We start from the raw sequence: 26,177 nt of genomic DNA, 5'->3' as shown, positions 1-26,177 counted from the left end.
GGCAAAACCCGGTTGTGGCGTTACCCAACCGGGCTAGGTCTGCTGCCTGACGGAGTCCTGATGAATGAAGCTGCTGCTGATCGAAGATGTCGGCGCCCTCGCCGACCTGACCAGCCGCCACCTCGAGAGCGAGGGCTTCCGCGTCGATGTCGCGCGCTGCGTGAGCGAGGCGCGCGAACTGCTGGCCGTCGCGCCGCCAGACGTGATCGTGCTCGATCTCGGCCTGCCGGATGGCGATGGGCTGACGCTGCTGGCGCAGCTGCGTTCGGAGGGGCTCGCCATCCCCATCCTCGTGGTGACGGCGCAGACCGGCCTGAACCAGCGCATCGATGGCCTCGACCGCGGTGCGGATGATTATCTCGGCAAGCCGGCGGCGCCCGCCGAGATCGCGGCGCGCTGCCGCGCCCTGCTGAGACGCCCCGGCGGGCTGCTCGGCGGGCAACTGACCTGCGGCGACATCGCGCTGGACACCATCAGCCGCATGGCCATGGTCCGCGAGCAGCCGCTCGCAATCGCCCGGCGCGAGGTCGATGTCCTGGAAGTGCTGATGCGGCGCAGCGGCAAGGTCGTGCCCCGTCCCGCCATCGAGGCCGCGATCTACACGATCGACGAGGCGCCGGGGCCCAATGCGCTGGAGGCCTCGGTCTCGCGCCTGCGCCGGAGCCTGGCCGAGGCGGGCGCCAGCGTGGTCCTGCACACGGTCAGAGGCGTCGGCTATCTGCTGACGGAGGCACCGCGATGAGACCGCATTCGCTGATCTCGCTCCTGACGCGCAGGCTCGTGCTGGGCAGCGTGCTGCTGACGATCGTCAACATCGCCCTGGTGACGGGCTATTACAGCCTGGATCGCGACGAGCTTCAGCGCGAGAAGATTTCCCGCCAGATCGGCCGTCTGGAAACCGCCCTGTCGCGCCTGCCGGACGGGACGCTGCGGTTTTCTCCCGGCGAGCGGTTGATCCATGATTTCCGCGACTACCCCGAGGCCTATGCCTACCGCATCCTCGACCATGACGGCCGGGTCGTCGATGCCGCCAATGCCGGGCTCGTGCCACCGGAGGTCTGGGCCGCGGTCGCTGCCTCCGACGCCGGCTCGTCGACCGTTCAGCACGAGGGGCGCACCGTCCTCGTCGGGTCGCAGAAGGTCGATGTCGGCGGCCGGCCGGCGCGGATCGGCTTCGCCTCGGTCGGCGACCCGTCGCGCCTCGTGCTGTTCGTCTTTTTCGACGAGCTGTTCGTGCATGTCTTCGTCGCGCTGCTGCCCTTCGCGGCCTGTCTCGTGCTGGTCAACATCGTCACGGTCAGGCAGTCGCTGCGCCCCCTGATCGAGGCCGCCAGGGCCGCCCGCGAGACCGGCCACGGCACGACGACGCGGCGCCTGCCGACCGCTGGACTGCCGGCCGAAATCCTCGACATGGTCGAAGCCATCAACGATGCGCTCGGCCGGCTCGAGGATGCGCTCGAGGCCGAGCGCGCCTTCACCGCCGAGGCCGCCCACGCGCTGCGCACGCCGCTGGCCGTGCTCTCCGCCCGCGTCGCGCAACTGCCGGAGCTCCCGGCTGCGCGGCCGCTGCGCGACGACGTCGCGCGCCTGACGCGGCTCGTCGAGCAAATGCTGTCGGCCGCCCAAGCGGACACGCTGGTGGTCGACCCGGCCATGCGGTCGGATCTCGCCGCCATCGCACGCAGCGTCGTCGCCGACATGGCCCCGATCGCGATCGCGGCTGGGCGGCAGATCGCCTATGAGGGGCCCGATGCCTGCCCCGTGATGGGCGATGCCGACGCGATCGCCCATGCCCTGCGCAACCTCGTCGACAACGGCTTGCGGTTCACGCCCGCCGGAACAGAGGTGACCCTGGCTGTCGAGGAGACAGGGCGCCTGAGCGTGCGCGACCATGGCCCGGGCATCCCAGCCGGCCACCGCGACACCGTTTTCAAACGCTTCTGGCGCGGGGCGGCGTCCGATCTCGGCGGCACAGGGCTCGGCCTCGCGATCGTCAAGCGCATCGCGGAAGCCCACCAGGCCGAGGTCGGCATCAGCGATGCCGCGGGGGGCGGGGCTCTGGTCTCGCTGCAGTTTCATCGACCGCCATCGCCCCTCCCGCCGGAACCCGAGCCCGTCGCCGGTGTTCGCCGAGAGACCGCCAGGCAACCGGCCTGAGAGGGCCGATCGCTCGGCGCCACCACGACAGAGGAGGTTTGCGATGACACGATTCGGCGGCTGCAAGTGCGGGCAGGTTCGCTACGAGATCCGCGGCGAGCCGATCCGGACCGGCCTCTGCCATTGCGAAACCTGTCGCAAGGATACCGGCTCGGCCTTCTCCTTCTTCGGCATCTGGCCGCGCGGGGCGGTCACGCTGTCGGGCGAACTGGGCGGCTGGCGCAGCCGCGCCGGCCTCGACCGCTTCTGCCCGCATTGCGGGTCCTCGCTGTTCTGCTTCGACGAGGGCTCCGACGAGATTGAGATCAAGCTCGGCACGCTGGATGGCGGGCCGAGCACGCTGACGCCCGTCTACGAACTCTGGACGATCCGCCGCGAGCACTGGCTGGAACCGCTCGACAGGGCCGAGCAGCATGAGCGGGACCGGCCGACGCGATCGTGAGGCGGCCGACCGTTGCCGCGCCCGCGCCAGCCTCTATAGAGCGGGTGATGCGCCCCGCCGCCGCCGATCTCCTCGCCTGGTACGACCGCCACCGCCGCGCCCTGCCCTGGCGAGCGGGCCCGGGCAAGCGGCCCGATCCCTACCGGGTCTGGGCGTCGGAGATCATGCTGCAGCAGACCACCGTCACGGCAGTGAAGCCCTATTTCGAACGCTTCATGGCGCGGTTTCCCACCGTGCAGGCTCTGGCGGAGGCGCCGTCGGAAGCGGTGATGCAGGCCTGGGCCGGGCTCGGCTATTATTCGCGCGCCCGCAACCTGCATGCCTGCGCCATCGCCGTCGTCGCCGAGCATGGCGGGCGTTTTCCCGACAGCGAGGAGGGTCTGCGCGCCCTGCCCGGCATCGGCGCCTATACGGCCGGCGCCGTGGCGGCGATCGCCTTCGACCGGCCGGCCGCGGCGGTGGACGGCAATGTCGAGCGGGTGATGACGCGCCTCTTCGCGATCGAGGATCTCCTGCCCGGCGCCCGGCCGCTGGTGCGCGAGCGCGTGCTGGCGATGATGCCGCAGGATCGGCCCGGCGATTTCGCGCAAGCCCTGATGGATCTCGGCGCCACGATCTGCACGCCACGCAATCCCGCCTGCGGCCTTTGCCCCTGGCGCGAGCCCTGCCGCGCACGGGCCGAGGGTACGCAGGAGAGCTTCCCGCGCAAGGCGGCGAAGAAGGCGGGCGTGACCCGCAAAGGCGCGGCCTTCGTGCTGCTGCGCGCGGACGGCGCATTGCTGCTGCGCACCCGCCCGCCCAAGGGCCTGCTCGGCGGCATGGCCGAGGTGCCGACCAGCGAGTGGCGCGCCGATTACGAGCTGGACGGCGCCTGGCAGGACGCGCCGGTGGTGACGCGCTGGGAGCAGCTTTCGCCGCCGGTGCGCCATGTCTTCACGCATTTCCCGCTGGAGCTGACGGTGTTCAAGGCGAGCGCGCCGGCCGGGACGCAGGCTCCGGCAGGCATGCGCTTCACGCCGCTGGCGGCGCTGGGCGAGGAGCCGCTGTCGGGTGTGATGGTGAAGGTGCTGGAGGCGGCGGGGCTCTACGCCAGTTCGAAGACACGGTAGGTCATCGTCGGCAACTCAACGGCCCATTTCGCATAGCCCTTCGAGTAGATCTTGCCACGATTGGGCGGCCAGGGATCGTGGATGCGGAGTGTCGTGCCGCTGCCATCGGCCTCGCCGTCGCCGCGCATGCCGACGACGACGATCATGTGACCCGGACTGCCGCGACCGGCGGTGTATTCCCCGACGCTCCAGAGCATGTCGAACATCAGCGGCCCACGCGACAGAGCCTGCCGCAACGCTTCGACCGACCAGGATTGTGGCGCGTTGCAGCGCAGGCCGTGAATCCGGCCATAGCGCGCGCCGGTCACGACGGCCTGGTCGGTCTCCGACGAGTTCGCCAGGCTGCCATCGGGCAGGATCATGTCCGGCGGCGTCCGCGCGATGACGATCGGCACGGTCGACTTCTTCATCATCGCGGTCGACGTCGCCCAGCAGGTCGTGTTCGTCGGCTGTGCGATGAAAGGGACCCTGTGCAGGATGGGCGGGAAGGCCTCGGTCTCGAAGAGGCATGACTGGGTCGCCGGCCCGGCCTCACCGTCCTCGACGAGCCAGTTCGTCTTCTGGAAGGCCTTGACCGCCGTCTTCGTCAGCGGCCCGAAACGCCCGTCGGGCACCAGAGGCGGCTTGGGTTTCTGCCGAAGGTTGAGGGCCTCCTGCAGCCTCCTCACCTCAGGTCCCGCCGCGCCGAGCTTCAGGATCGCCGCCATCGCCGCCTCCGCGCCATGCCGGCTCCGCAGCGGAGCCCATGACCCGAAGGTTAGCGTCGATGAGCAGGGCTCTCCGTCATCCGAACGGAGGACAGCCTCACGCCGCCGCCATCTGGGCGCGGATCTCGCCGCGCAGGGTGTCGAGCAGCGTCAGGGCGCCGTCGCGCTCGACATGCCAGAAGGTCCAGCCATTGCAGCTCGGCAGGCCCTGCGCCAGCGCGCCGATCTTGTGGATCGAGCCCACCGCCGGGTCGAGCAGCAGCGTGCCGTCGGCACGGATGATGGCCTTGTGGCGGCGCTTCTCGTCGGTGACGGTCTCGCCGGCCTTGACCAGTCCGGCCTCGACCAGAGCGAGGAAGGGCACGCGCGGCTCGCTGCGCTTGGAGGGCGCGGTGGCGAAGGCTTCCGGCGGCAGCGGCGTGATCGCGGCGATGCGCTTGCGTGCGGCCTCGGCATAGGCGCTCTCGCGCTCGATGCCGATGAAGCGGCGGCCGAGCGCCTTGGCGACGGCGCCAGTGGTGCCCGTGCCGAAGAAGGGGTCGAGAATCACATCGCCCGGATTGCTGGCCGAGAGCATGACGCGGGCGAGCAGGGCCTCGGGCTTCTGCGTCGGATGGACCTTGGCGCCGCCTTCGTCCTTCAGCCGTTCCTCGCCGGTGCAGAGCGGCAGATACCAGTCCGAGCGCATCTGCAGGTCGTCATTGCCGCCCTTCAGCGCCTCGTAGTGGAAGGTGTATTTGGAGGCCTCGCCGCGCGCCGCCCAGATCAGCGTCTCATGCGCGTTGGTGAAGCGCCGCCCGCGGAAATTCGGCATCGGGTTGGCCTTGCGCCAGACGATGTCGTTCAGCACCCAGAAGCCGAGATCCTGCAGGATCGTGCCGACGCGGAAGATGTTGTGATAGCTGCCGATGACCCAAAGTGCGCCATCCGGCTTCAGCACGCGGCGGCACTCGGCCAGCCAGGCGCGGGTGAAGGCGTCGTATTCGGCGAAAGAGGAGAACTTGTCCCAGTCGTCGTCGACGGCATCGACGAGGCTGTCGTCGGGCCGGCGCAGATCGCCCCCGAGCTGGAGATTATAGGGCGGGTCGGCGAAGACGAGATCGACGCTGGCGGGCGGCAGCGCCTCGAGGGCCGCCACGCAATCGCCGAGCAGAATCTGGTCGAGCGGCAGCTCCGTGGGCAGGCCGGCCGGCTTGAGCCGGGGTGCCTTGATCGGAGACTGCAGCGCGGGCCGCCCGGTACGCGAAACCTGAATCCGGACGGCGGCGCTGGTGGTCCCGGTACGCAAAATACCCATGACGCCCCAAGACCGTTACGCAACTTGAACAGTCGCGATATTGGCCAGTCAGGGTAAAAGCCGGGTTTAGGCTTCGAAAAAAATGCGTCTCATTCTGGGGCTGCAGTTTTTGCCCAGGTTCCTGGCGGATATGGGGAATTGCTAAGGGGAGGTTAAGGCGCGGCACCATGCGGCCAGCATGAATCCCATGCCGTCATGGTCGCCCTTGTGGCGACCATCCACGCCTTGCAAGGCGGGTCGTGGACAAGGCCGATGTCGGTAGTTGCTACCTAGTCAGGGGCAAGGCGTGGATGGTCGGGACAAGCCCGACCATGACGGTGGAAACCTCCGGCGACGCTCTCGTCACCGCCGCCAGACGCCCTTCACCGGCGCGAAGGAGTAGCGGTGCTCGGGGCATGGGCCGTGAGCCTGCAGGGCGGCGCGGTGCCGCGGCGTGCCGTAACCGGCGTGGAGCGAGAAGCCATAGGCCGGATAGCGCGCGCAAAGCCGCGCCATCATCCCGTCGCGGGTGACCTTGGCGACGATCGAGGCGGCTGCGATCGAGGCGATCTGCGCGTCGCCGCCGATGACGGATTCAGCAGGACAGGCCAGCGTCGGCGGATCGTTGCCGTCGACCAGCACGAAGGCCGGGGCGAGCGCCAGCGCCGCCACCGCACGCCGCATCGCCAGCAGGGTCGCCTGGCGGATGTTGATGGTGTCGATCTCGGCGGCGGTGGCGCTGGCAATGCCGATGGCGAGCGCCGACTGTGCGATCAGCGCAAACAGCTCGTCGCGCCGCGCCGGGGTCAGGTTCTTCGAATCGTCGAGCCCCTCCGGCACCGCCTGCGGATCGAGAATCACCGCCGCGGCCACCACCGGCCCGGCCAGCGGCCCGCGCCCGACCTCGTCGACGCCGGCGAGCGGCCAGAGGCCCTCGGCGATGGCTTTTGTCTCGCGGTGGAAATGGGCGGTCATGGGCGGGGCTTATGCCGATTCGCGGCAAAGCCCATAGCGGCGATCCCTTCTCAGCCCTCCTGAGGAGCGGGCACAAATCCGCGTCACGAAGGATGTTCCAGCTGGTTCCGGAGCCTCCTGGAGCATCCTGCGAGACGCAGCCTGGCGGCTGCTCCTCAGGATGAGGGCTCGGGCAAGAGCCGATGTCCCCTCAGAACAGGCTCAGCTGCGCCTTCTCCTTCTCCGGCTTGACAAAGAGGTCGTTGCGCAGGCGCGTGCGGGTGCCGTTGAAGCCCAGCCGCTCAGCCGCCATCTCGAAGCGCCGGCCGATCATCCAGGCATAGGGGCCGGAGCCGACCTGGCGCTGGCCCCAGGCGGCGTCGTAATCCTTGCCGCCGCGCGTCGAGCGGATCAGCGAGACGACATGGCGCAGCTTGTCGGGGTGATGGGTCAGGAGCCAGTCCTGCACGAGATCCTTCACCTCCAGCGGCAGGCGCAGCAGCACATAGCCGGCCTCCCGCGCGCCGGCCGCCTTGGCGGCATCGAGGATGCGCTCGATCTCGTGCTCGTTGATCGCCGGGATGATCGGCGCGACCAGCACCGTCACCGGAATGCCCGCATCCGACAGACGCTTCACCGTTTCCAGCCTTTTCGCCGGCGAGGCGGCGCGCGGCTCCATGCCGCGCGCGACCTTGGGGTCCAGCGTTGTGATCGAGATCGCGACCTTGGCCAGCCCCTTCGCCGCCATCGGCGCGAGGATGTCGATGTCGCGCTGGACCAGCGCCGACTTGGTGACGATGCCGACCGGGTGGTTGAACCTCGCCAGCACCTCGAGGATCTGGCGCATGATGCGCAGCTTCTTCTCGATCGGCTGGTAGGCGTCGGTGTTGGTGCCGATCGCGATGGTGCGCGGCTGGTAGGACGGGGCCGAGAGTTCCTTCTCCAGCAGCAGCGCGGCGTCGGGCTTGGCGGTCAGCTTGCTCTCGAAGTCGAGCCCCGGCGACAGGCCGAGATAAGCGTGGCTCGGCCGCGCGAAGCAGTAGACGCAGCCATGCTCGCAGCCGCGATAGGGGTTGATCGAGCGGTCGAACGAGATGTCCGGGGAATCGTTCTTCGTGATGATGGTGCGCGGCTTCTCGACCGCAACCTCGGTCCTGAACGCCGGGAGTTCGCCGAGCGAGCCCCAACCGTCATCCTCGCTGATGCGCTGCTCGGCCTCGTATCGGCTGCCGGGATTGATCGTCGCGCCGCGACCGCGCCGGCGCTCGGGATCGATGCGGTGGCCGGCATAGGCCAGCGGATCGACCGGCGCGACGCGCGCCGAGACCGACATCGGCGTGGCACCGGCCTGTTTCAGCGGCTGGGCCGAAATCGGCCGCGAAGAGGGCCTGCTCTGGAGCATGGCGCTGAACGTCCTTCGAAAATCCCCGGGAATCGGCGATTTCTGCGTCGTTTAATGTGAACATAAAGGGAACGAATTGCAAGCGACAGGATTGCGACATGCTGCGCTGCGACATAAGGAGGCGCATGCTCACCGCGGTCATACGCAGCGCTGGCTCGACCGAGGCCCTCGCGGCCACTTTTTCCGTCCTGATCCCGGCGGTGGCCGACGGATTCCTCGGCCATGCCGTCGTTCTCGATGCCGTGGGCGACGCCACGGTGGAGCGCCTCGCGGATGCGACCGGAGCGAGCTATCTGCGCGCCGGCGGGTCGGAAAGCTGGCCGGCGGGCGCGGCCCAGGCACGGGGCGACTGGCTCCTGCTGCTGGAAGAAGGCGACCTGCCGCAGGCGCACTGGCCGCAAGCCGTGGAGCGCCATCTGCTGATGGCGCCGGACAGGCCGGCGCTGATCCCGCTCAAGGGCTTCGCCCAGTCGCTGCGCGAGCGCGCCGGCCTCTCCTTCGGACCGCACCGGTTGCGCGCTGGGCTCGTCCTGCCTAAGGGCCATGCGCTCGCCGGGCGCCTCGGCGGGGCGCCGCAGCGCTTGGCCGTCGGGCGGGAGCGGGCCGCGGGATGATGCGCGGCCGGCTTGCGCCGGCGAGCGCAGCGCCGCACAGTCGCGCATGGCCGTCAAACCCCTCGCAGATCTGATCGACGACCTGCTCGCGCCCGCGCTCGCCGCGCAGGGATTCGCCGGGCGGGCGATCGTCGCGCTCTGGCCGGAGATCGTCGGCGAGCGGCTGGCCGCCCGCACGCGCCCGCTCAAGATCGACTGGCCGCGGCGGCGCCCGGCACCCGGCGAGATGTCCGACCCCGCGACGATGGTGGTGCGGGTCGAGAGCGCCTTCGCGCTCGAGATGCAGCAGCTCGGGCCGATCGTGATCGAGCGGGTCAACACCCATCTCGGCTGGCGGGCCGTCGGCAAGCTCGTGCTGAAGCAGGGGCCGGTGGACGCGCCGGTGGTGGCCACGACCGCGCCGGCAGCCGATCCCGCCCTCCTGGCGCGGATGGAGCGCGAGGTCGCCGGCGTCGAAAGCGAGGCGCTGCGGGCCAGCCTGGCGCGGCTCGGCGCCCATGTCGCGCAACGGGCAGCGCGACAGCGCTCCGACACAGCTTCGTGAGGGATGCGCGGCGGCGCGGTGACGATCTTGCCACAATCCTCCGCGCCTCTATAGGACCGGCAACCGGGCCTTGGCCCATGACATTCGCATTCCAGGAACCACGACGATGACGAACAGGCGACAGCTTATGACCGCGACGGCCGGTCTCGCGGCGGCCGCGATGCTCGGCGCTCCCGCAGCGCGGGCCCAGGCCGACCTCCTGACGCCCGGCCCGCTCGGCGATGTCTGGCTCGGCTCGCCGGACGCCAAGGTCACCATCATCGAATACGCCTCGCTGACCTGCGGCCATTGCGCCACCTTCCACAAGGACACCTGGCCGGCCCTAAAGGCGAAGTACATCGACACCGGCAAGGTGCGCTTCACGCTCCGCGAATTCCCGCTGGACCCGCTGGCGACAGCCGGCTTCATGCTCGCGCGCTGCAACGGCAACGACAAATATGTCGCGATGACCGACCTGCTCTTCGCGCAGCAGAAGGTCTGGGCCTTCACCGACAAGCCGGTCGATGCGCTGTCGACCATGGTCAAGCAGGCCGGTTTCACACAGGATTCCTTCGAAGCCTGCTTGAAAAGGCAGGATATCTATGACGCCGTCACGGTCGTGAAGGATCGTGGGGCCAAGGCCGGGGTGGATTCGACGCCGACCTTCTTCATCAACGGGCAGAAGCGTTCAGGTGCGCTCTCGATCGCCGAATTCGACAAGATCCTCACCCCGCTCCTGGGGGGCTGAGGGCGGCTGGCTTGTTTCCTTCTCCCCTCGGGGGAGAAGGTGGCAGCGCGAAGCGCTGACGGATCAGGGAAAGATGGCTCGCCCGGACACGGCGCCCTCATCCCCCTGCCGAGACCTTCTCCCCCAACGGGAGAAGGGAACGCTCACATGCAGCTGACGCGCCTCAGGCTCACCGGCTTCAAGACCTTCGTCGAACCGACGGAGTTTCTGATCGAGCCCGGACTGACCGGGATCGTCGGCCCCAATGGCTGCGGCAAATCCAATCTCGTCGAAGCCCTGCGCTGGGTGATGGGCGAAAGCTCGTTCAAGAACATGCGCGGCTCGGGGATGGACGACGTCATCTTCGCGGGCTCGAACGAGCGCCCCGGCCGCAACATGGCGGAGGTCGCGCTGACGCTGGACAACAGCGACCGCAAGGCTCCTTCCGCCTTCAACGAGACCGACGTTCTGGAGGTCACGCGCCGGATCGAGCGCGAGGAGGGCTCGACCTATCGCGTCAACGGCAAGGAGGTGCGCGCGCGCGACGTGCAGCTGCTCTTTGCCGATGCCGCGACGGGCGCGCGCTCGCCGGCCCTCGTCCGGCAGGGCCAGATTTCCGAAATCATCTCCGCCAAGCCGCAGTCGCGCCGGCGCATCCTGGAAGACGCCGCCGGCATCGCCGGTCTGCATGGCCGCCGCCACGAGGCCGAGCTGCGGCTGCGCGGCGCCGAAGAGAACCTGACGCGGCTGGAGGATGTGCTCGGCGAGATCGACGGGCAGATCGAGGCGTTGCAGCGGCAGGCCCGCCAGGCCTCGCGCTATCGCAGCCTCGCCGCCGATATCCGCCGGGCCGAGGCGACGCTGGCGCTGCTCGCGCATCATCTCGCGCGGGCGCAGGAGGCCGAAGCCGGGCGCGCGCTGGAGGAAGCGGTGCGCATCGTGACGGAGCGCACCGGAATTCAGGCCGAGGCGGCGCGGAAACAGGCGATCGCCGCCCATGAGCTGCCGGCCCTGCGCGAGGGCGAGGCCGCCGCGGCGGCCGGGCTGGTGCGGCTGAAGCGCGGTCTCGACGAACTGGAGGCGGAAAACCGCCGGGCCCGGCAGCGGGCGGAGGAGCTGGAGCGGCGGCTGGCGGAACTGCAGGGCGATCTCGGCCGGCAGGAGAACGTGGCGCGCGATGCCGCCGAGAGCCTCGCGCGCCTGTCGCAGGAAGACGCGGCCCTCGCCGGCGATGGCGATGGGGCAGCCCAGAGCGCGGAAGCTGCCTCGGCCGTGCTGGCGGAGGCGGAAGCCGCACTCGCCCAGGCGGAGGCCGCGCATGCGGCGGCCCAGGGCGCGCTCTCGGAGCTTTCGGCGCGGCGCGGCGCGCTGGAGCGGGCCCTGCGCGAGACGAAGGAGCGCGAGGCGCGCGCGGTGCATGAGCGCGACAGGCTGCTGCGCGACCAAGCGGCGCTCGACGCCGGCAGCGCCGCCCTGCCGCTGGAGCCCTTGCAGGCTGCCGTCGCCGCCGCGGACCTTGCGCTTCGCGGGGCGGATGCGGCAGCCTCGGAAGCCCGGACGGCGCTGGCCACAGCACGCGAGCGCGAAACCCAGTCGCGGGCGCCGCTCGCCGAGGCCGACCGCCTGGCGCAGCGGCTCGACACGGAAATCCGCACGCTGCGCAAGCTGCTGGCTCCGGCGAGCGCGGAGCGCTGGCCCGCCATCCTCGATTCGCTGACCGTGGCGAAAGGCTACGAGATCGCGCTCGGTGCGGCGCTGGGCGACGATCTCGATGCCGCGACCGACCCCGCCGCGCCAAACCACTGGCACGATACCGGCGCAGGCGAGAGCGACCCGGCCCTGCCGGGCGGGGCCGAGCCGCTGGCGGCGCATGTCGCGGGGCCGGCGGCGCTGCGCCGGCGGCTGGCGCAGATCGGCGTCGTGGCGCGGGGTGATGGGCCGCGCCTGCGCGCCGCCTTGAAGCCGGGGCAGCGGCTGGTCTCGCGCGAGGGCGACCTCTGGCGCTGGGACGGGCTGACCGGAGCGGCCGAGGCGCCCTCCCCCGCCGCCCGCCGCCTCGCCGAGAAGAACCGCCTCGGCGATCTCGAACAGGCGGCGCAAGCCGCGCAGGAGGTTGCCGCGCGAGCCCGCCGGGCGCTGGACGAAGCCATCGGCGAGGCGCGGACCGCAGCCCAGGCCGAGGCGGCGACGCTCGAAGCCGCGAAGCTGGCGCGCCGCGCGCTCGACCAGGCGCGCGAGACGCTGGCCGCCGCCGAGCGCAAGGCCGGCGAGGTCGCGGCCCGCCGCTCGGCGCTGAGCGAGGCGATCGACCGGCTCGGCCGCGGCATCGCGGAAATGGCTGCCGAGGCGGCGCGGCAGCAGGAGGCCGTCGCCGCCCTCCCCGCGACGGCGGCGCTCGAGGCGTCGCTGCTCGAAGCGCGCGTCCTGCTGGGCGAGCGGCGGATCGCCGCCTCCGATGCGCGGGCCCGCGTCCAGACGCTGCGGCGCGAGGCGGAACTGCGCGCCCAGCGCCGCCAGGCGATCGCCGCCGACATGCAGGCCTGGCGCGAGCGCGCCGCGCGCAGCGGCCAGACGGCCGAGGAGACGCGGCGTCGCATCGAAACGGTCTCGACCGAGCGGGCGGCGCTGCTGGAGGCGCCCGACACCTTCCTCACCGAGCGGCGGCGCCTGCTGGCGGAGATCGAGAGCGCCGAGGCACAGCGCCGCGCCGCGGCCGACGCCCTGGCGCTCGGCGAAGCCGCGCTGGCGGAGGCCGACCGGCAGGCGCGAGCGGCGCTGGAGGGACTGTCGGCGGCGCGCGAGACGCGGGCGGCGGCCGAAGCGCGGCGCGAGGCGGCGCGGCAGCGCGTCGCCGATGTCGCGCGCCAGATCGAGGAGGTGCTGGAGACGAGCCTCGACCGGCTCGGCAGCCTCGCCGGGCTGAAGCCGGGCGACACGCCGCCCGAGCAGGCGGAGGTCGAACGTCGGCTCGCCGGGCTGAAAGCCGAGCGCGAGCGGCTCGGTGCCGTCAATCTGCGGGCCGAGGACGAACTGGCCGAGGTCAAGGGCAAGCGCGAGGGGCTCACCGCCGAGCGCGACGATCTCAGCGAGGCGGTGCGCCGCCTGCGCCAGGCGATCGGCGCCCTCAACCGGGAGGGGCGCGAGCGCCTGCTCGCCGCCTTCGAGATCGTCAACGGCCAGTTCCAGCGGCTGTTTTCGGTGCTGTTCGGCGGCGGCACGGCCGAGCTCAAGCTGGTCGACGCGGAAGACCCGCTCGATGCGGGGCTGGAGATCTTCGCCCGCCCGCCGGGCAAGAAGACGCAGGTCATGACCCTGCTTTCGGGCGGCGAGCAGGCGCTGACGGCGACCGCGCTGATCTTCGCCGTGTTCCTGACCAACCCGTCGCCGATCTGCGTGCTCGACGAGGTCGACGCGCCGCTCGACGACGCCAATGTCGAGCGCTACTGCGACCTGCTCGACGAGATGGCGCGCGACACATCGACCCGCTTCATCCTGATCACCCACAACCCGATCACCATGGCGCGGATGGACCGGCTCTTCGGCGTCACCATGGCCGAGCGCGGCGTCAGCCAGATGGTCTCGGTCGACCTCGCGACCGCGGAACGCATCCGCGAGGCGGTCTGAGCGCTGAAAAAAGGCCACAATCGCCTTCGCAATGCGGCAAGAATGTCGGTATTCTCCGAATTTATAAGCTTTCCAATGCCTTAGCCGGCATTCGCCCGCCTTGACAGCATCCGGGGCGGGCAATAAAGGAGGCCGTGCTGACGACGGCTCGATGCGCGGGGCGCGGACAGGGATCGTGTGGCTTTTTGCAGGATCGTGGCCATTTCACGATCATGGAGGAGCTGCTGCCATGGCCGAACCCGACAAAAACGCCTCAGACTCGGAGTTGCGCGCAAGACTGGGGTCTCTGAAGGCCGCCCTCGGGCGGGCCGAAGAGGCCGAAAAGCCGGGCGCGAGCCCGGCCGGAGAGGACGGTGCCATGGCTGGCGCGATGTCCTCCGGTCTGCGCGCCGCGACGGATCTCGCAGGCGGCATCATCGCAGGCGCCCTGATCGGGATGCTGGCAGACCGGTGGCTGGGAACCTCTCCGTTCCTGCTGATCATCTTCCTGGTGATCGGAGCCATCGCGGGGCTGCGCTCCGTCTATCGGCTCGGTTCGCGTCCGACCTCCGGGTCCAAGGGCGGCGGGACGAAAGACTGACCGAGGCTGGCGGCCGGAAGGCCGCACGACAAGGGGCTGAAACGACATGGCGGCTGGCGGCGGAATCGATCCGATCCACCAATTCGAGATCAAGCCGATCATCGGCTTGCGGCCGTTCGGCCTCGACCTGTCCTTCACCAATGCCTCGCTGCTGATGGTCGCCATCGTCGCCGTGATCTCGGCGATCATGATCTATGGCTCGAGCCAGCGTTCGGTCGTCCCCGGCCGGCTGCAGTCGCTCGCCGAGATGATCTACGAATTCGTCGCCTCCACCGTCACCGGCGTGATGGGCAAGGAGGGCATGACGTTCTTCCCGCTCGTCTTCTCGCTGTTCATGTTCGTCCTCAGCGCGAACATGCTCGGCATGATCCCGGGCTCCTTCACCGTGACCAGCCACATCATCGTCACGGCCGCCTTCGCCTTCCTGGTGATCGGTACCGTGCTGGTCTACGGCATCGTCAAGCACGGCAGCCACTTCTTCGGCCTGTTCGTGCCGTCGGGCGTGCCGGGCTGGCTGCTGCCCTTCATGGTCCTGATCGAGGCCGTCTCCTTCGTCTCGCGCCCGATCTCGCTCTCGCTGCGTCTGTTCGGCAACATGCTGGCCGGCCACATCGCGCTGAAGGTCTTCGGCGGCTTCGTCGTCGCCCTGCTCGCCGCCGGCGGCGCCGCGACGATCATCGCCCCGCTGCCGCTGCTGCTGGCCGTCGCGCTGACCGCCCTCGAGTTCCTCGTCGCCTTCCTGCAGGCCTATGTCTTCGCGATCCTGACCTGCGTCTATCTCAACGACGCTCTGCACCCCGGCCACTGAGCCGGGCAGAGTTCGCGAGACCCTCCCACCCGCCATCACCTTTTCACACTGGAGAAAGACCATGGATCCCGTTGCAGCCAAGTACATCGGCGCTGGCCTCGCCTCGCTCGGCATGGGCCTCGCCGCCATCGGCGTCGGCACCATCTTCGGCAACTTCCTCTCGGGCGCGCTGCGCAACCCCTCGGCGGCCGACGGCCAGTTCCCGCGCGCCTTCATCGGCGCGGCGCTCGCCGAAGGTCTGGGCATCTTCGCCTTCGTCGTGGCGCTCGTCCTGCTCTTCGTGGTCTGACGCGATTCTCGACCACCCGCCTTCCCGTCGCGCCCGATCGCCGCTTGGCTGGATCGGGCGCGACTTTTCGAATTCCTTCTGAAAGGCAGCCCATGCCGGTTCGATCTTCACGGTCCGTCAGGCAAGGTTGGGCCGGCTTCGTCGGCTCCGTGCTGACCGCCACGCTGGTGGCCGGGGCAGCCCAGGCCGCGACACCGTCCCTGAGCGGCGAGAAGGCCGCCTTCCCTCCCTTCGACGTCACGACCTTCGCGGGTCAGCTGTTCTGGCTCGCCATCACCTTCGGCGCGCTCTACTGGCTGATGTCGACCATCGCCCTGCCCCGCGTCGGCGCGATCCTCGAGGAGCGCGCGAGCACCATCGCCCGCGATCTCGACAATGCCGCCAAGATGCAGGCCAAGGCCGAGGAAACGGCCCTTGCCTATGAGGCGGCCCTGACCGAAGCGCGCAAGAACGCCCAGGGCATCGCCCAGGCCTCGCGCGATGCCGGCGCCAAGGCCTCCGAAGAGCGCCGCCATGCCGTCGAGGCCGATCTCGCGGCCAAGCTGGCCAAGGCGGAAGAGACCATCGCGACCAGCAAGGCCTCGGCCATGAGCGCCGTGCGCGGCCTCGGCAGCGAGGTTGCCGTGGCGATCGTCACCAAGCTGACCGGCAAGGCCCCGAGCGCCGCCGAGGCGTCCGAGGCGGTCGATCAGGTTCTGGCGCGCGGCTGAGGAGAAGACAGATGGATACTCTCTGGGTCGGCGTCGCCTTCGTCATCTTCATCGCCATCCTGGCCTATTTCGGCGTGCCGAAGGCGATCGTCTCGGCGCTCGATTCGCGCGGCGAAAAGGTCGCCCAAGAGCTCGCCGAGGCGCGCCGTCTGCGCGTCGAGGCCGAGAAGCTGCTGGCCGAGTACGAGGCCAAGCGCAAGGCCGCCGAGACCGAGGCCGCCAGCATCGTCGCCGCCGCCAATGACGAGGCCAAGCGTCTTGCCGCCGAAGCCGAGGCCAAGCTGAACGACTTCGTTGCCCGCCGCACCAAGTCGGCGGAGGAGAAGATCGCGCTCGCCGAGAGCCAGGCCGAGGCCGAGGTTCGCGCCGCGGCCGCCGAGGCTGCGACCAAGGCCGCCGAGCTGATCATCCGCTCTCAGGTGGGCGGCAGCACCGGCGACGCGCTCTTTGCCGCCGGGCTGGGCGAGGTCAAGGCCAAGCTGAACTGAGACCTGCCGCACCGCAAGCGACACCGACGCCGCGATCTCCCCGGATCGCGGCGTCTTCGTTTTCGGGACGGCTCAAACGGAGGAAACACCGCATGTGGCTCCTGCGCCGTTTCGCCGCCCTCCTCCTCTGCCTCGCGACACCCGCGCAGGCGCTGGAACAGATCGCTTTCGCGTCACGCGACGGAACCATGCTCTCGGGTTGGCTCGCCCGTCCCGAGGGCAGAGGCCCGTTCCCGGCCGTCGTCGTTCTGCATGGTTGCGCCGGGCTGTGGAGCGCCTCCGGCAAGCTCGCCAGCCGCGACGCGGACTGGACCGCGCGGCTCACCGCGGCGGGCTATGCCGTGCTTCTGCCCGACAGCTTCGGCGCTCGCGGCTTGACGAGCCTCTGCAATGATCGCGACCGCAACCTGACGCCGGCCGGTCGAGCCCAGGACGCGCTCGGCGCCCGTGACTGGCTGGAGCAGCAAGGCTTGGCCGCCGCGGGCCGAGTCGCTCTCATGGGCTGGTCGAATGGCGGCTCGACCGCGCTGGAGGTCGCAGGTCAGCCCGCTGCGGCAGGTCCCGGCGGCTTTCGGGCCGTCATCGCCTTTTATCCGGGCTGCCGCGTCCTGCTGAAACGCGGCTGGGTGGCGCGGACGCCGACCACGATCCTGCACGGCCTGGCCGACGACTGGACCCCGGCTGAGCCCTGCGAGAAGCTGGCCGCCCAAGGTGGCGCGCGCTTCGTCGGTTATGCCGACGCCTATCACGACTTCGACCATCCCAGCCTGCCGCTGCGCAACCGCAAGGCGGCTTACTCGGAGCGCGCGGACGGGATGGTGACGATCGGGACGAATGCCGAGGCGCGGGCGCAGGCGATCGCCGCGACGATGGCGATCCTCAACGGCCTGTGAACCGTTTCAGTTCGAGACCGTGAGCGTCCTGCCGGCGCCGGCCCCGACCTTGACAGGACGCGCCGGCGGCGACGTGACAGGCTTGGCTTCGCTAGCCGGCTGCACCGGCTTCGGCCTGGTTTTCCGCGCCAGGATCGTCGAGGTGACGATGCCCTGCGGCGTGTCGAGGCCGTAGATGTCCTCCCGGAACTGGACCATGCCATCGGCGCCCTGCCAGCCCGTGAGATAGACCCAGGCGACCGGCACCGCCTTCTTCAGCGGGATGTTCTTGCGCTCGCCCTTGGCGATCTCGGCCTCGATCGCGGCCGGCGTCCATTCCGTGCCTTCGAGCAGCCAGGCGCCGAGATCGCGCACGCCCTCGACACGGGCACAGCCCGAGGAGTTGAAGCGGACGTCGTTGCGGAAGAGCGACTTCTTCGGCGTGTCGTGGAGATAGACGGCCTCGGTGTTGGGCATGTCGATCTTCATCTGGCCGAGCGAATTGTCCGGGCCGGGATCCTGCCGCACGGTGAAATAGGGCGCGGTCAAGCTGGCCCAATTGACGGTGGCCGGGTCGATCTCGCGGTTCTCGGCGCCGAGCAGGCGCATATGCGACTTCGCCAGGAAGCCGGGGTCCTTGCGCATATGTGGGATGATGTCGGCCTTCACGATCGAGGTCGGGACCGTCCAGGTCGGGTTGAGGTTGACCGAGGTGATGTTGGCCTGGAGCACCGGCGAGGGCCGGTCCGGGCGCCCGACGATGGCGAGATGCCGGCGCTGGACGAGGCCGTTCTCGACCGCCTCGACGCTGGCGCCCGGGATGTTGACCACGACATAGCGTTCCGAAAAGGAAAAGCCGTTGCCCTTCAGCCGCTCGAGCGTGGCGGTGAGCTGGTTGAGGCGGACCTCGACCGGCGTGTTCAGCGCCTTCAGCGTGAGGCGGCCGACGGTGCCGAGATCCGACAGGCCGTGGCGGAGCTGGAAGCGCTTCACCGCGGCGACGACATTCGCGTCATAGACGTCGCCCGGCAGGGCGTCAGCCGGCAGGTCTCCGCTGAGCACGAGGCGCCGCTTCAGCACCGCGACCTCGGGCGCCTGAGCGTCCGGCTTCAGCGCCGTGATGCCGGCCGGCACCTTGGGCCAGCCGCCGCGAACGGCAATGTCCTCATGCGCGATCAGCGCCTCGAGGGTGCGATCATAGGTGTTGGGGCCGTAGCTGGGCTCGTTGGCCCGCGCACCCAGCCCTCCCAGCAGAAGCGCCAGGGCGGCGACGGAAGCTTTGACGAAACGCACCGACATGGACGTGATCCCACACAGCGCCAGAGACGCATGACGGAATCATCCCTCGCGCATGGTCAAGGAAGGCTTAAGGCGTGCTCAGGATTTCGGTAACGGACTGTTACTGGCGGCTCGGGCCGCCAGTAACGATCGTCAACGACTACTCCGCCGCTTCCGCCAAGGGCGCCGGCGGCACCCATTTCAGGACCGGCTGGCGCGCGGCGCGGGTCTCGTCGAGGCGGCGCAGCGGGGCGTGGTGGGGAGCCGCGGTGAAGCGTTCCTTGTCGTTGCCCTTCGCCGCCATGGCGAGATCGCGCAGCGTCGCGATGAAGAGGTCGAGCGAGGCCTTGGATTCCGACTCGGTCGGCTCGATCAGCATGGCGCCGTGGACGACCAGCGGGAAATACACCGTCATCGGGTGATAGCCCTCGTCGATCATCGCCTTGGCGAAGTCGAGCGTGGTGACGCCGGTGCCCTTCAGCCATTCGTCGTCGAACAGCGCCTCGTGCATCGAGGGGTGATCGGGATAAGGCAGCGACATCAGGTCGGAGAGGCAGGCGCGGATGTAGTTCGCGTTCAGAACCGCATCCTCGGAAGCCTGCTTCATGCCATCCGCGCCATGGCTGAGCATGTAGGTGAGCGCGCGGACATACATGCCCATCTGGCCGTGGAAGGCGGTCATCCGGCCGAAGGGAGCCGTGCCCTCCGGCGCGTCGGCGGTGGTCTCGATCAGGCGCGGGGTGCCGCCTTCCAGATGGATGAACGGCACCGGGGCGAAGGGCGCCAGCCGCTCCGACAGCACCACCGGCCCGGCGCCCGGCCCGCCGCCGCCATGGGGCGTCGAGAAGGTCTTGTGCAGGTTGATGTGCATGGCGTCGACGCCGAGGTCACCCGGCTTAGCCTTGCCGACGATGGCGTTGAAGTTGGCGCCGTCGCAGTAGAAATAGGCGCCGGCCTCGTGCATCGCGGCGGCGATCTCGACGATCTGCGGCTCGAAGATGCCGCAGGTGTTGGGGTTGGTCAGCATGATCGCGGCGATGTCGGGCCCGAGCAGGGCCTTGACGTCCTCGACGGCGACCGTGCCGTCCGGCCGCGCGGGAACCGAGCGCACCGAGAAGCCGATCAGGGCCGCGGTCGCCGGATTGGTGCCATGCGCCGATTCGGGGACGAGCACGACATTGCGGGTCGCGCCCTCGCCCTTGGCGGCGATGGCGGCCTTGATCGCCATCATGCCGCAGGCCTCGCCATGGGCACCGGCCTTCGGCGACAGCGCGACCGCCGGCATGCCGGTCAGCGTCATCAGGTAGCGCGAGAGCTCGAGCATGACCTCGAGCGCGCCCGGCACGGTCGAGACCGGCTGCAGCGGGTGCACGTCGGAGAAGCCGGGCATCCGCGCCGTCTTCTCGTTGAGGCGGGCATTGTGCTTCATCGTGCAGGAGCCGAGCGGGAAAAGCCCGGTGTCGATGCCGTAGTTCTTCTGGCTCAGGCGCACGTAATGGCGCATCGCCTCGGGCTCGGAGAGACCGGGCAGGCCGATCTCTCCCTTGCGGGCATGCGCGCCGAGGCGCGACTTGAACGGTGCCGGCGGATCGATGTCGACGCCGGTCGTCTCGGTGTGACCGATCTCGAAGATCAGCGGCTCGATCTGCTGCAGCGCGCGGTTGCCGGTGAAGGTGGCGTGCGGCTCATGGGCGGACACGGTGCCCTGGGTGGGACGTCCCTGACGGTTCAGCATCACAGCACCTCCGCGAGCGCCGCCACGAAGGCCGCCCGATCCTCGTTCGTGTTGATTTCGGTCGATGCGACGAGCAGTAGATCGTCGAGCCCGGGGCCGGGCAGCAGCCGCGACACCGGCACGCCGGCGAGGATGCCCTTCGCCGCCAGCGCCTCGACGATCTCAGCCGCCGGCTTCGGCAGCTTCACGGTGAACTCGTTGAAGAAGCTCTGGTTGAGCACCGAGACGCCCTTCACCCCGGCCAGCGCATCGGCCAGCGCCACGGCGTTGGCGTGGTTGACCTCGGCGAGGCGGGTGAAGCCGGCCTGTCCGAGCAGCGTCATGTGGATGGTGAAGGCCAGCACGCAGAGGCCGGAATTGGTGCAGATGTTCGAGGTCGCCTTGTCGCGACGGATATGCTGCTCGCGGGTGGAGAGCGTCAGCACGAAGCCGCGCTGGCCCGAGGCGTCGACGGTCTCGCCGCAGAGCCGGCCCGGCATCTGGCGGATGTATTTCGACTTGGCGGCGAAGAGCCCGACATAGGGACCTCCGAAGTTCAGCGCGTTGCCGATCGACTGGCCCTCGCCGACGACGATGTCGGCATCCTGTTCGCCGGGCGGCGTCACGGCGCCGAGCGCGACGACCTCGGTGAAGACCGCGATCAGCAGGGCGCCATGGGCATGGGCCTTGGCGGCGATGGGCTTCAGGTCGCGCAGATTGCCGAAGAAGTCCGGCGACTGCACCACGACGCAGGAGGTCTGGTCGTCGATCTGGGCGAGGATGTCCTCGGTGGCCGCGACGTCGGGCGCCAGGGTGACGACCTCGTCATTGGCCATCTCGGAGAGGGTCCGGACGACGTCGGCATAATGCGGGTGGAGGCCACCGGACAGCACCGCCTTGTTCCGCTTGGTGACGCGATGCGCCATCAGCACGGCTTCGCCCGTGCCGGTCGAGCCGTCATACATCGAGGCGTTGGCGACCTCCATGCCGGTCAGGGCCGATACTTGCGTCTGGAACTCGAAGAGATATTGCAGCGTGCCCTGGGCGATCTCGGGCTGGTAGGGCGTATAGCTCGTCAGGAACTCGGAGCGCTGGATCAGGTGGTCCACGGTGGCCGGGACATGGTGCTTGTAGGCGCCGGCGCCGACGAAGAAGGGCACCGAGGAGGCCGCGACGTTGCGGGCCGACATCCGCGCCAGGATGCGCTCGACCTCGAGCTCGCCCTTGGCACGCGGGAGATCGACCGGCGCCTTCAGCAGCTTGTCGGCCGGCACATCGGAGAACAGGGCATCGACGTCGGCGACGCCGATGCGGGCCAGCATGTCCTGCCGGTCGGCATCGCTCAGGGGGAGATAGCGCATGGTGGTTCCTCGAATGGCGTCATGCTCGGGCCTGACCCGAGCATCTCTTCAACCAGGGCCTTTTCGTCACGAGATTCTCGGATCTCCGCTTCGCTGCGTCCGAGAATGACGATGGTCCTCAAAGCGTCTTGAGGTAGTTCTGGTACTCGGCCTCGCTCATCAGGCCTTCCAGCTCGGCGGCGTCCTTGAGCTTGAGCTTCAGGAACCAGCCCTTCCCGGAGGGGTCCTCGTTGACGGTGCCCGGCGCGCCCTCGAGCTCGCTGTTGACGGCCACGACCTCGCCGGAGACGGGCGCATAGACCTCGGAAGCGGCCTTCACGCTCTCGACCACAGCCGCCTCGCCGCCCTTCGCGACGGTCTTGCCGATGCTCGGCAGCTCGACGAAGACGACGTCCCCGAGCTGGCCCTGGGCGAAATCGGTGATGCCGACGACGCCGGTCTCGCCCTCGATGCGGATGTATTCGTGATCCTTGGTGTAGCGGGTCTCGGCCATGTCTGGTCTCCGGAGCGAAAAGGGGTTGGAGCGGGTTCAGCGCTTGTAGCGGTTGGGAACAAAGGGCATCGCGGCCACGACGGCCGGCAGAGGCTTGCCCCGCACGATCAGGTGGAGCGGAGTGCCCGGCGCGCTGTGGGCCTTGGCGACGTAGCCCATGGCGCAGGGGGCGTTCAGCGTCGGGCCGAAGCCGCCGGAGGTGACCTTGCCGACGATCTCGCCCTCGGGGGTCGCGATCTCGGCGCCCTCGCGGGCCGGGGCGCGGCCTTCCGGCAGCAGGCCGACGCGGACGCGGCCGACCCCCTCGACGAATTCACGCTGGATGCGCGCGGCACCGGGGAAGCCGCCTTCCTCGCGACGCCGCTTCTGGATCGACCAGGTCAGTGCCGCCTCGACCGGGGAGGTCGTGGTGTCGATGTCGTGGCCATAGAGACAGAGCCCCGCCTCCAGCCGCAGCGAATCACGCGCGCCGAGGCCGATCGGCTTGACGGTCGCATCGAGCAGCAGCGTGTCCCAGATCTCCCCGATCTTCGCGGCGGCGGCCGAAATCTCGTATCCGTCCTCGCCGGTATAGCCGGAGCGGCTGACATTGGCCTTGATGCCGGCGACCTTCATGGTGCGCGAGGTCATGAAGCCCATCTCGGCGGCTTCCGGCGCGATCGCGGCCAGCGCGGCCTCGGCGCCTGGCCCCTGCAGCGCGATGAGGCCGCGATGCTCGGCGCGGATCAGCTTCACATTGGCGGGGAGACGCGCCTCGATATGGGCGTAGTCCTGCGCCTTGCAGGCGGCGTTGACGACCAGATAGAGCGCGCCGTCCTCGTCGGGATCGATCGAGCGCGTCACCATCAGATCGTCGAGGATGCCGCCCTCCTCGTTCAGGAGCTGCGAGTAGCGCTGCTTGCCCGGCGCGAGATTGACGATATCGGCGGGGATCAGCGCCTCTAGCGCGCGCGCCGCGGTCTCGTGATCGGGACCGACCAGGAAGCACTGGCCCATATGCGAGACGTCGAAGAGGCCGGCCTTTTCGCGCGTCCAGTTGTGCTCGGTCAGGATGCCTGAGGGGTACTGGACCGGCATGTCGTAGCCGGCGAAGGGCACCATGCGGGCACCGAGCGCGACATGGCGGGCATGAAGCGGGGTCTTCAGTACGACGGCCTCGGGCGAAGCCCCGGCATCGGCAACAGCGGCATCCATCGACGGCCCCTTCCAGAGTCGAGCGCAGGCCCCGGACGGATGTGTCCGGAGCGCGCCCCCTCTGTCTTGGAACCTGAGAGATTTCCCCGAGCCGGCCGCATGAGCCGGACAGGTTACACCCGTCGGTGGACGGGGTTGCCCCCGCCGCTTTCCAGAGTGCCAGTTCCCACGCGGTCCGTTTGCCTGAGCGTTTCCGGGGCGGTTGCGCCTTCGGCGCCGGAGCCGAACAAGTCCGGACCCGGTCTCTTCCGCGGGGATGTTGCGGCTGTCGGCACAGATACAAGACGGCGCGCCTTAGTCAATCGAGCGGCTGCCTTCTTAACAGGCAAGCCGCGCGACTCTTTGCAGCGGCCGGGACGCCGCGCTCGCCGATCAGCGCCGGCGCGAGCGCGCCGGGGTGGCGGAACCGCCGCCGAGGCCGACGATGATCTCGACATCGCCGCGGCCGGCCGGGACGACGATGCCGTCCTCGACATGCGAGAAGTCGGTGCCGCCCTGGCCGGAGGCGATGGTGCCGCCGACGCGGGCGGCGCGGCGGGCGATCTGCGTGGTGCCGCGGGTGACGCTCGTGGTCAGCGTCGCGCCATAGGTGCCGGGGCCGCCGGCCGGGCCGAGCAGGACCCGCCCCTCGACGCCGACCTTCAGGCGATAGCCTCCATTGCCGGTCGGCGTGCATTCGCGGGCGACGTTGAGGATCGAGATCTGGTGACGCAGGCTGCCGCTGTCCTGACCGGACTGGGCGCGCAGGGCGGCGCCGCCATCGGCGATGATCACATCCGGGCAGACCAGCTGCTCTTCGTCATCCTTCGGCAGCTGATCGGGCGGGGGCGGCGTCGTCGACTGGAACATGACGACGTTGCCGAGCGTCTGCAGCGTGCTCGGCTGGCCGGACGAGGAGCCCGAAGAACCGCAGCCGGCAAGGCCGAGGCAGAGGAACGGCAGAGCCAGCAGGCTCGGGCGGCGAAGCAGCATCTCGTTCACGGCAGGGTCTCCACGCCGGGGCCGAAGCCGTTGAGGGAGACAGGCACGCCCACCCCCTCTTCCGGCGTCTGGAATACGATGAAGGTGGCGTTCTTACCGCCCTTGAGCTGGCCGAGCAGAGTGTCATCCATGACGACCTCGGCGACGCAACCGGTGGTCAGGCAGCGCACGAAGCCGGCGCGGCCGATGTCCTTGTCATCGATCTTCAGGCCGAGGCCGGAGGGCAGCAGCACGCCGAGCGGCGCGACGACGCGCAGCAGCCGACTCTTCTGATCGGCAGTCTTCAGCACGATGACGAGGAGCGTCAGATTGGGCCGATCCTCGGCCGCCACATTCTGAACCAGCGCGCACTGCTCGGTCTTTGCGCCGGGGGGCACCTCACAGCGCATCTGCCAGTCGCCATGCGTCGACTTGACTGCGCCCTGGGCCAGAGCATTCCCGCCCGACAGCCCGGCGCCGGCGAGCGCGAGGGCCGCCGCGCAGACAGGTCCGATGATCCTACCCATCCCTGCGATTCCTCCAAGGCGGCGAGCCCGCCGCATCCGCAATCCCCGCCCGTCGAATACGAGGATTCGGGCGAAATGCCGACCCGAGCGCGATTGAGCCGCCGCTCGCGACCGGACGCCTGCGTTGGGACCATGCAGGCCCCGCCCTGTCAAGGCGGCAGCCGCCCGCCGCGCCAGGGCGCCCGCGGCGGGCTCGCGCGATTATGCCGCACGAGACGCACCGGCCCCTCGCATCGCCCCACTGGCGCAAGCGTGATCTTTGATTTATCGCAATCCCGAAGAGCAAGGCGGCCTCGCGGCCGCACTCGCCGCGCATGGCTGGGCCGTCACTACGTTTCCCTCGGGATCCGTGCCGTCGGGTGACATGCGGGGCATGATGAGGAGCGACGTCGGATCGATGCGATTTCTGAGCAGGACCCCAGCCACACTGGCCGCATCGGCCCTCGCCGTCGCCGCGGCACTGCTTCCGGAGGCCGCTCTCGCCGGCACGGGCATGCCGAGCCCCTGGCAGCTCAACCTGCAGGGCGCGGTCACCGAAGTCGCCGCCTATATCCACTGGTTCCACGACTGGCTGAACGTGATCATCTTCGCGATCACGCTCTTCGTGCTGGCCCTGCTGATCTATGTCTGCTGGCGCTTCAGCGAGAAGGCCAATCCGACCCCCTCCAAGACGACGCACAACGCGCTGCTCGAGGTGGCCTGGACGGTCATCCCCGTCCTGATCCTGGTCGTGATCGCGATCCCGTCCTTCCGCTTGCTGAAGCTGCAGCTGGAAGTGCCGCCGGCCGACATCACCGTGAAGGTGACCGGCAAGCAGTGGTACTGGTCCTATGAGTATCCGCAGGATGGCGGCGCCTTCACCTTCGATTCGCTAATGCTCGATGAGAAGCAGCGGGCCGAGGCGATCGCTGGCAACAAGATCGCCGCCGCCGAGGCGCCGCGCCTCCTGGCTGTGGACAACGAGGCGGTCGTGCCGGTCGGCAAGATCGTGCGCGTGCAGGTCACCGCCGCGGACGTGATCCACAAGTTCACCGTGCCGTCCTTCGGCGTGAAAATCGACGCGATCCCCGGCCGCCTGAACGAAACCTGGTTCAAGGCCGATCGCGAGGGCATCTATTACGGCCAGTGCTCCTTCGTCTGCGGACAGAACCACGCCTATATGCCGATCGCCTTCCGCGTCGTCAGCCAGGAGCGCTACGCCGCCTGGCTCGCCGAATCGAAGCAGAAATTCGCGAATGCCGGCGACGCCGCCGGCAAGATCGCCGCCGCCGGCGAGTGACGCATCCAGAACCCTCGCGGGCCGACAGGCCCGTGCACCACCCGATCTGACCGACTGTCGCGAAGCGATTTCGCACGAGGAGACCAAGG

Annotated in this window: 26 protein-coding genes and 1 riboswitch; of the genes, 15 read left to right on the top strand and 11 right to left on the bottom strand. The window is 69.4% G+C overall.

Annotated features, from left to right (window positions below):
* The first annotated feature begins 64 nt into the window (after positions 1-64).
* From AX750_RS24470 to mutY, 4 genes are read left to right on the top strand one after another with little or no spacing between them, the layout of a single operon-like run.
* Positions 65-742, top strand: a complete 678-nt coding sequence (locus AX750_RS24470; protein ID WP_066721160.1) for a response regulator transcription factor — start codon at positions 65-67, stop codon at positions 740-742.
* Positions 739-2,157: a HAMP domain-containing sensor histidine kinase gene (locus AX750_RS24465; RefSeq protein WP_066721158.1), complete on the top strand. Its 1,419-nt coding sequence runs from the start codon at positions 739-741 to the stop codon at positions 2,155-2,157. Before AX750_RS24470 ends, AX750_RS24465 begins: the two co-directional genes overlap by 4 nt.
* A 43-nt stretch (positions 2,158-2,200) precedes the next feature.
* Positions 2,201-2,599: a GFA family protein gene (locus AX750_RS24460; RefSeq protein ID WP_066721155.1), complete on the top strand. Its 399-nt coding sequence runs from the start codon at positions 2,201-2,203 to the stop codon at positions 2,597-2,599.
* A 44-nt stretch (positions 2,600-2,643) separates the two neighbouring features.
* Complete coding sequence (mutY, locus tag AX750_RS24455; RefSeq protein ID WP_156446543.1) at positions 2,644-3,708, top strand: A/G-specific adenine glycosylase; 1,065 nt, start codon at positions 2,644-2,646, stop codon at positions 3,706-3,708.
* Here mutY and AX750_RS24450 read toward each other — a convergent pair.
* The 4 genes from AX750_RS24450 to AX750_RS24435 form a co-directional block, all read right to left on the bottom strand.
* A complete protein-coding gene (locus AX750_RS24450) occupies positions 3,684-4,415 on the bottom strand; it encodes a peptidoglycan-binding protein (RefSeq protein WP_066721149.1) in 732 nt (243 codons plus the stop codon). The two genes, mutY and AX750_RS24450, sit on opposite strands and share 25 nt — an antisense overlap.
* Positions 4,416-4,512: 97 nt before the next feature.
* Positions 4,513-5,712: a site-specific DNA-methyltransferase gene (locus AX750_RS24445; protein WP_082735048.1), complete on the bottom strand. Its 1,200-nt coding sequence runs from the start codon at positions 5,710-5,712 to the stop codon at positions 4,513-4,515.
* Positions 5,713-6,054: 342 nt separating this feature from the next.
* Positions 6,055-6,666: a ribonuclease HII gene (locus tag AX750_RS24440; protein ID WP_066721146.1), complete on the bottom strand. Its 612-nt coding sequence runs from the start codon at positions 6,664-6,666 to the stop codon at positions 6,055-6,057.
* 190 nt (positions 6,667-6,856) lie between these two features.
* The gene (locus tag AX750_RS24435; RefSeq protein ID WP_066721207.1) at positions 6,857-7,978 is read right to left on the bottom strand and encodes a PA0069 family radical SAM protein; all 1,122 of its coding nucleotides are present in this window, start codon (positions 7,976-7,978) and stop codon (positions 6,857-6,859) included.
* A 194-nt stretch (positions 7,979-8,172) separates the two neighbouring features.
* Between AX750_RS24435 and AX750_RS24430 the strand changes: the two genes are divergently transcribed.
* The 10 genes from AX750_RS24430 to AX750_RS24385 all read left to right on the top strand — a co-directional run bounded on the left by AX750_RS24430 (position 8,173) and on the right by AX750_RS24385 (position 17,303).
* Positions 8,173-8,661 (top strand): hypothetical protein, encoded by a 489-nt coding sequence (locus tag AX750_RS24430; RefSeq protein WP_066721143.1) that lies wholly within the window; start codon positions 8,173-8,175, stop codon positions 8,659-8,661.
* 46 nt (positions 8,662-8,707) lie between these two features.
* A complete protein-coding gene (locus AX750_RS24425) occupies positions 8,708-9,205 on the top strand; it encodes a DciA family protein (RefSeq protein ID WP_066721140.1) in 498 nt (165 codons plus the stop codon).
* Positions 9,206-9,365: 160 nt separating this feature from the next.
* Positions 9,366-9,932, top strand: a complete 567-nt coding sequence (locus AX750_RS24420; protein ID WP_245282512.1) for a DsbA family protein — start codon at positions 9,366-9,368, stop codon at positions 9,930-9,932.
* A gap of 147 nt (positions 9,933-10,079) precedes the next feature.
* Entirely contained in the window at positions 10,080-13,535 is a 3,456-nt protein-coding gene (gene smc, locus AX750_RS24415; protein ID WP_066721133.1) for a chromosome segregation protein SMC, read from the top strand.
* Positions 13,536-13,764: 229 nt separating this feature from the next.
* Positions 13,765-14,115 carry an AtpZ/AtpI family protein gene (locus tag AX750_RS24410; protein ID WP_066721131.1) on the top strand — a complete coding sequence of 117 codons (351 nt, stop codon included), beginning with the start codon at positions 13,765-13,767 and terminating at the stop codon, positions 14,113-14,115.
* Positions 14,116-14,161: 46 nt separating this feature from the next.
* Complete coding sequence (locus tag AX750_RS24405) at positions 14,162-14,923, top strand: F0F1 ATP synthase subunit A (RefSeq protein WP_066721128.1); 762 nt, start codon at positions 14,162-14,164, stop codon at positions 14,921-14,923.
* Positions 14,924-14,984: 61 nt separating this feature from the next.
* Positions 14,985-15,212, top strand: a complete 228-nt coding sequence (locus tag AX750_RS24400) for a F0F1 ATP synthase subunit C (RefSeq protein WP_043231023.1) — start codon at positions 14,985-14,987, stop codon at positions 15,210-15,212.
* A 92-nt stretch (positions 15,213-15,304) separates the two neighbouring features.
* Positions 15,305-15,922 carry a hypothetical protein gene (locus AX750_RS24395; RefSeq protein WP_082735047.1) on the top strand — a complete coding sequence of 206 codons (618 nt, stop codon included), beginning with the start codon at positions 15,305-15,307 and terminating at the stop codon, positions 15,920-15,922.
* A gap of 11 nt (positions 15,923-15,933) precedes the next feature.
* Positions 15,934-16,410, top strand: coding sequence for an ATP F0F1 synthase subunit B (locus AX750_RS24390; protein WP_066721125.1), 477 nt, complete (start codon positions 15,934-15,936; stop codon positions 16,408-16,410).
* A gap of 92 nt (positions 16,411-16,502) precedes the next feature.
* Positions 16,503-17,303: a dienelactone hydrolase family protein gene (locus AX750_RS24385; RefSeq protein ID WP_066721123.1), complete on the top strand. Its 801-nt coding sequence runs from the start codon at positions 16,503-16,505 to the stop codon at positions 17,301-17,303.
* 6 nt (positions 17,304-17,309) lie between these two features.
* On the opposite strand, the gene AX750_RS24380 is transcribed toward AX750_RS24385, so the two are convergent.
* From AX750_RS24380 to AX750_RS24350, 7 genes are all read right to left on the bottom strand, one after another.
* Complete coding sequence (locus AX750_RS24380; protein WP_066721122.1) at positions 17,310-18,581, bottom strand: L,D-transpeptidase family protein; 1,272 nt, start codon at positions 18,579-18,581, stop codon at positions 17,310-17,312.
* Between the two features lie 139 nt (positions 18,582-18,720).
* Complete coding sequence (gene gcvPB / locus AX750_RS24375; protein WP_066721120.1) at positions 18,721-20,295, bottom strand: aminomethyl-transferring glycine dehydrogenase subunit GcvPB; 1,575 nt, start codon at positions 20,293-20,295, stop codon at positions 18,721-18,723.
* The gene (gene gcvPA / locus AX750_RS24370; protein WP_066721119.1) at positions 20,295-21,635 is read right to left on the bottom strand and encodes an aminomethyl-transferring glycine dehydrogenase subunit GcvPA; all 1,341 of its coding nucleotides are present in this window, start codon (positions 21,633-21,635) and stop codon (positions 20,295-20,297) included. Before gcvPA ends, gcvPB begins: the two co-directional genes overlap by 1 nt.
* A 118-nt stretch (positions 21,636-21,753) precedes the next feature.
* Positions 21,754-22,128 (bottom strand): glycine cleavage system protein GcvH, encoded by a 375-nt coding sequence (gene gcvH, locus AX750_RS24365; RefSeq protein ID WP_066721116.1) that lies wholly within the window; start codon positions 22,126-22,128, stop codon positions 21,754-21,756.
* A 36-nt stretch (positions 22,129-22,164) separates the two neighbouring features.
* Positions 22,165-23,322 (bottom strand): glycine cleavage system aminomethyltransferase GcvT, encoded by a 1,158-nt coding sequence (gene gcvT, locus AX750_RS24360; RefSeq protein ID WP_066721113.1) that lies wholly within the window; start codon positions 23,320-23,322, stop codon positions 22,165-22,167.
* A 161-nt stretch (positions 23,323-23,483) separates the two neighbouring features.
* Positions 23,484-23,583, bottom strand: a riboswitch (glycine riboswitch).
* Between the two features lie 111 nt (positions 23,584-23,694).
* A complete protein-coding gene (locus AX750_RS24355; RefSeq protein WP_066721109.1) occupies positions 23,695-24,303 on the bottom strand; it encodes a hypothetical protein in 609 nt (202 codons plus the stop codon).
* A complete protein-coding gene (locus AX750_RS24350; protein ID WP_066721106.1) occupies positions 24,300-24,809 on the bottom strand; it encodes an invasion associated locus B family protein in 510 nt (169 codons plus the stop codon). The genes AX750_RS24355 and AX750_RS24350 overlap by 4 nt, the downstream gene beginning before the upstream one ends.
* A 493-nt stretch (positions 24,810-25,302) precedes the next feature.
* Between AX750_RS24350 and coxB the strand changes: the two genes are divergently transcribed.
* Positions 25,303-26,088: a cytochrome c oxidase subunit II gene (gene coxB, locus AX750_RS24345; RefSeq protein WP_245282511.1), complete on the top strand. Its 786-nt coding sequence runs from the start codon at positions 25,303-25,305 to the stop codon at positions 26,086-26,088.
* The last annotated feature ends 89 nt before the right edge of the window (positions 26,089-26,177 follow it).

It is taken from the genome of Methylobacterium sp. CCH7-A2, assembly GCF_001557075.1.
Lineage (GTDB): Bacteria > Pseudomonadota > Alphaproteobacteria > Rhizobiales > Beijerinckiaceae > Allobosea > Allobosea massiliensis.
This window is presented reverse-complemented; position numbering and strand designations above follow the sequence as displayed.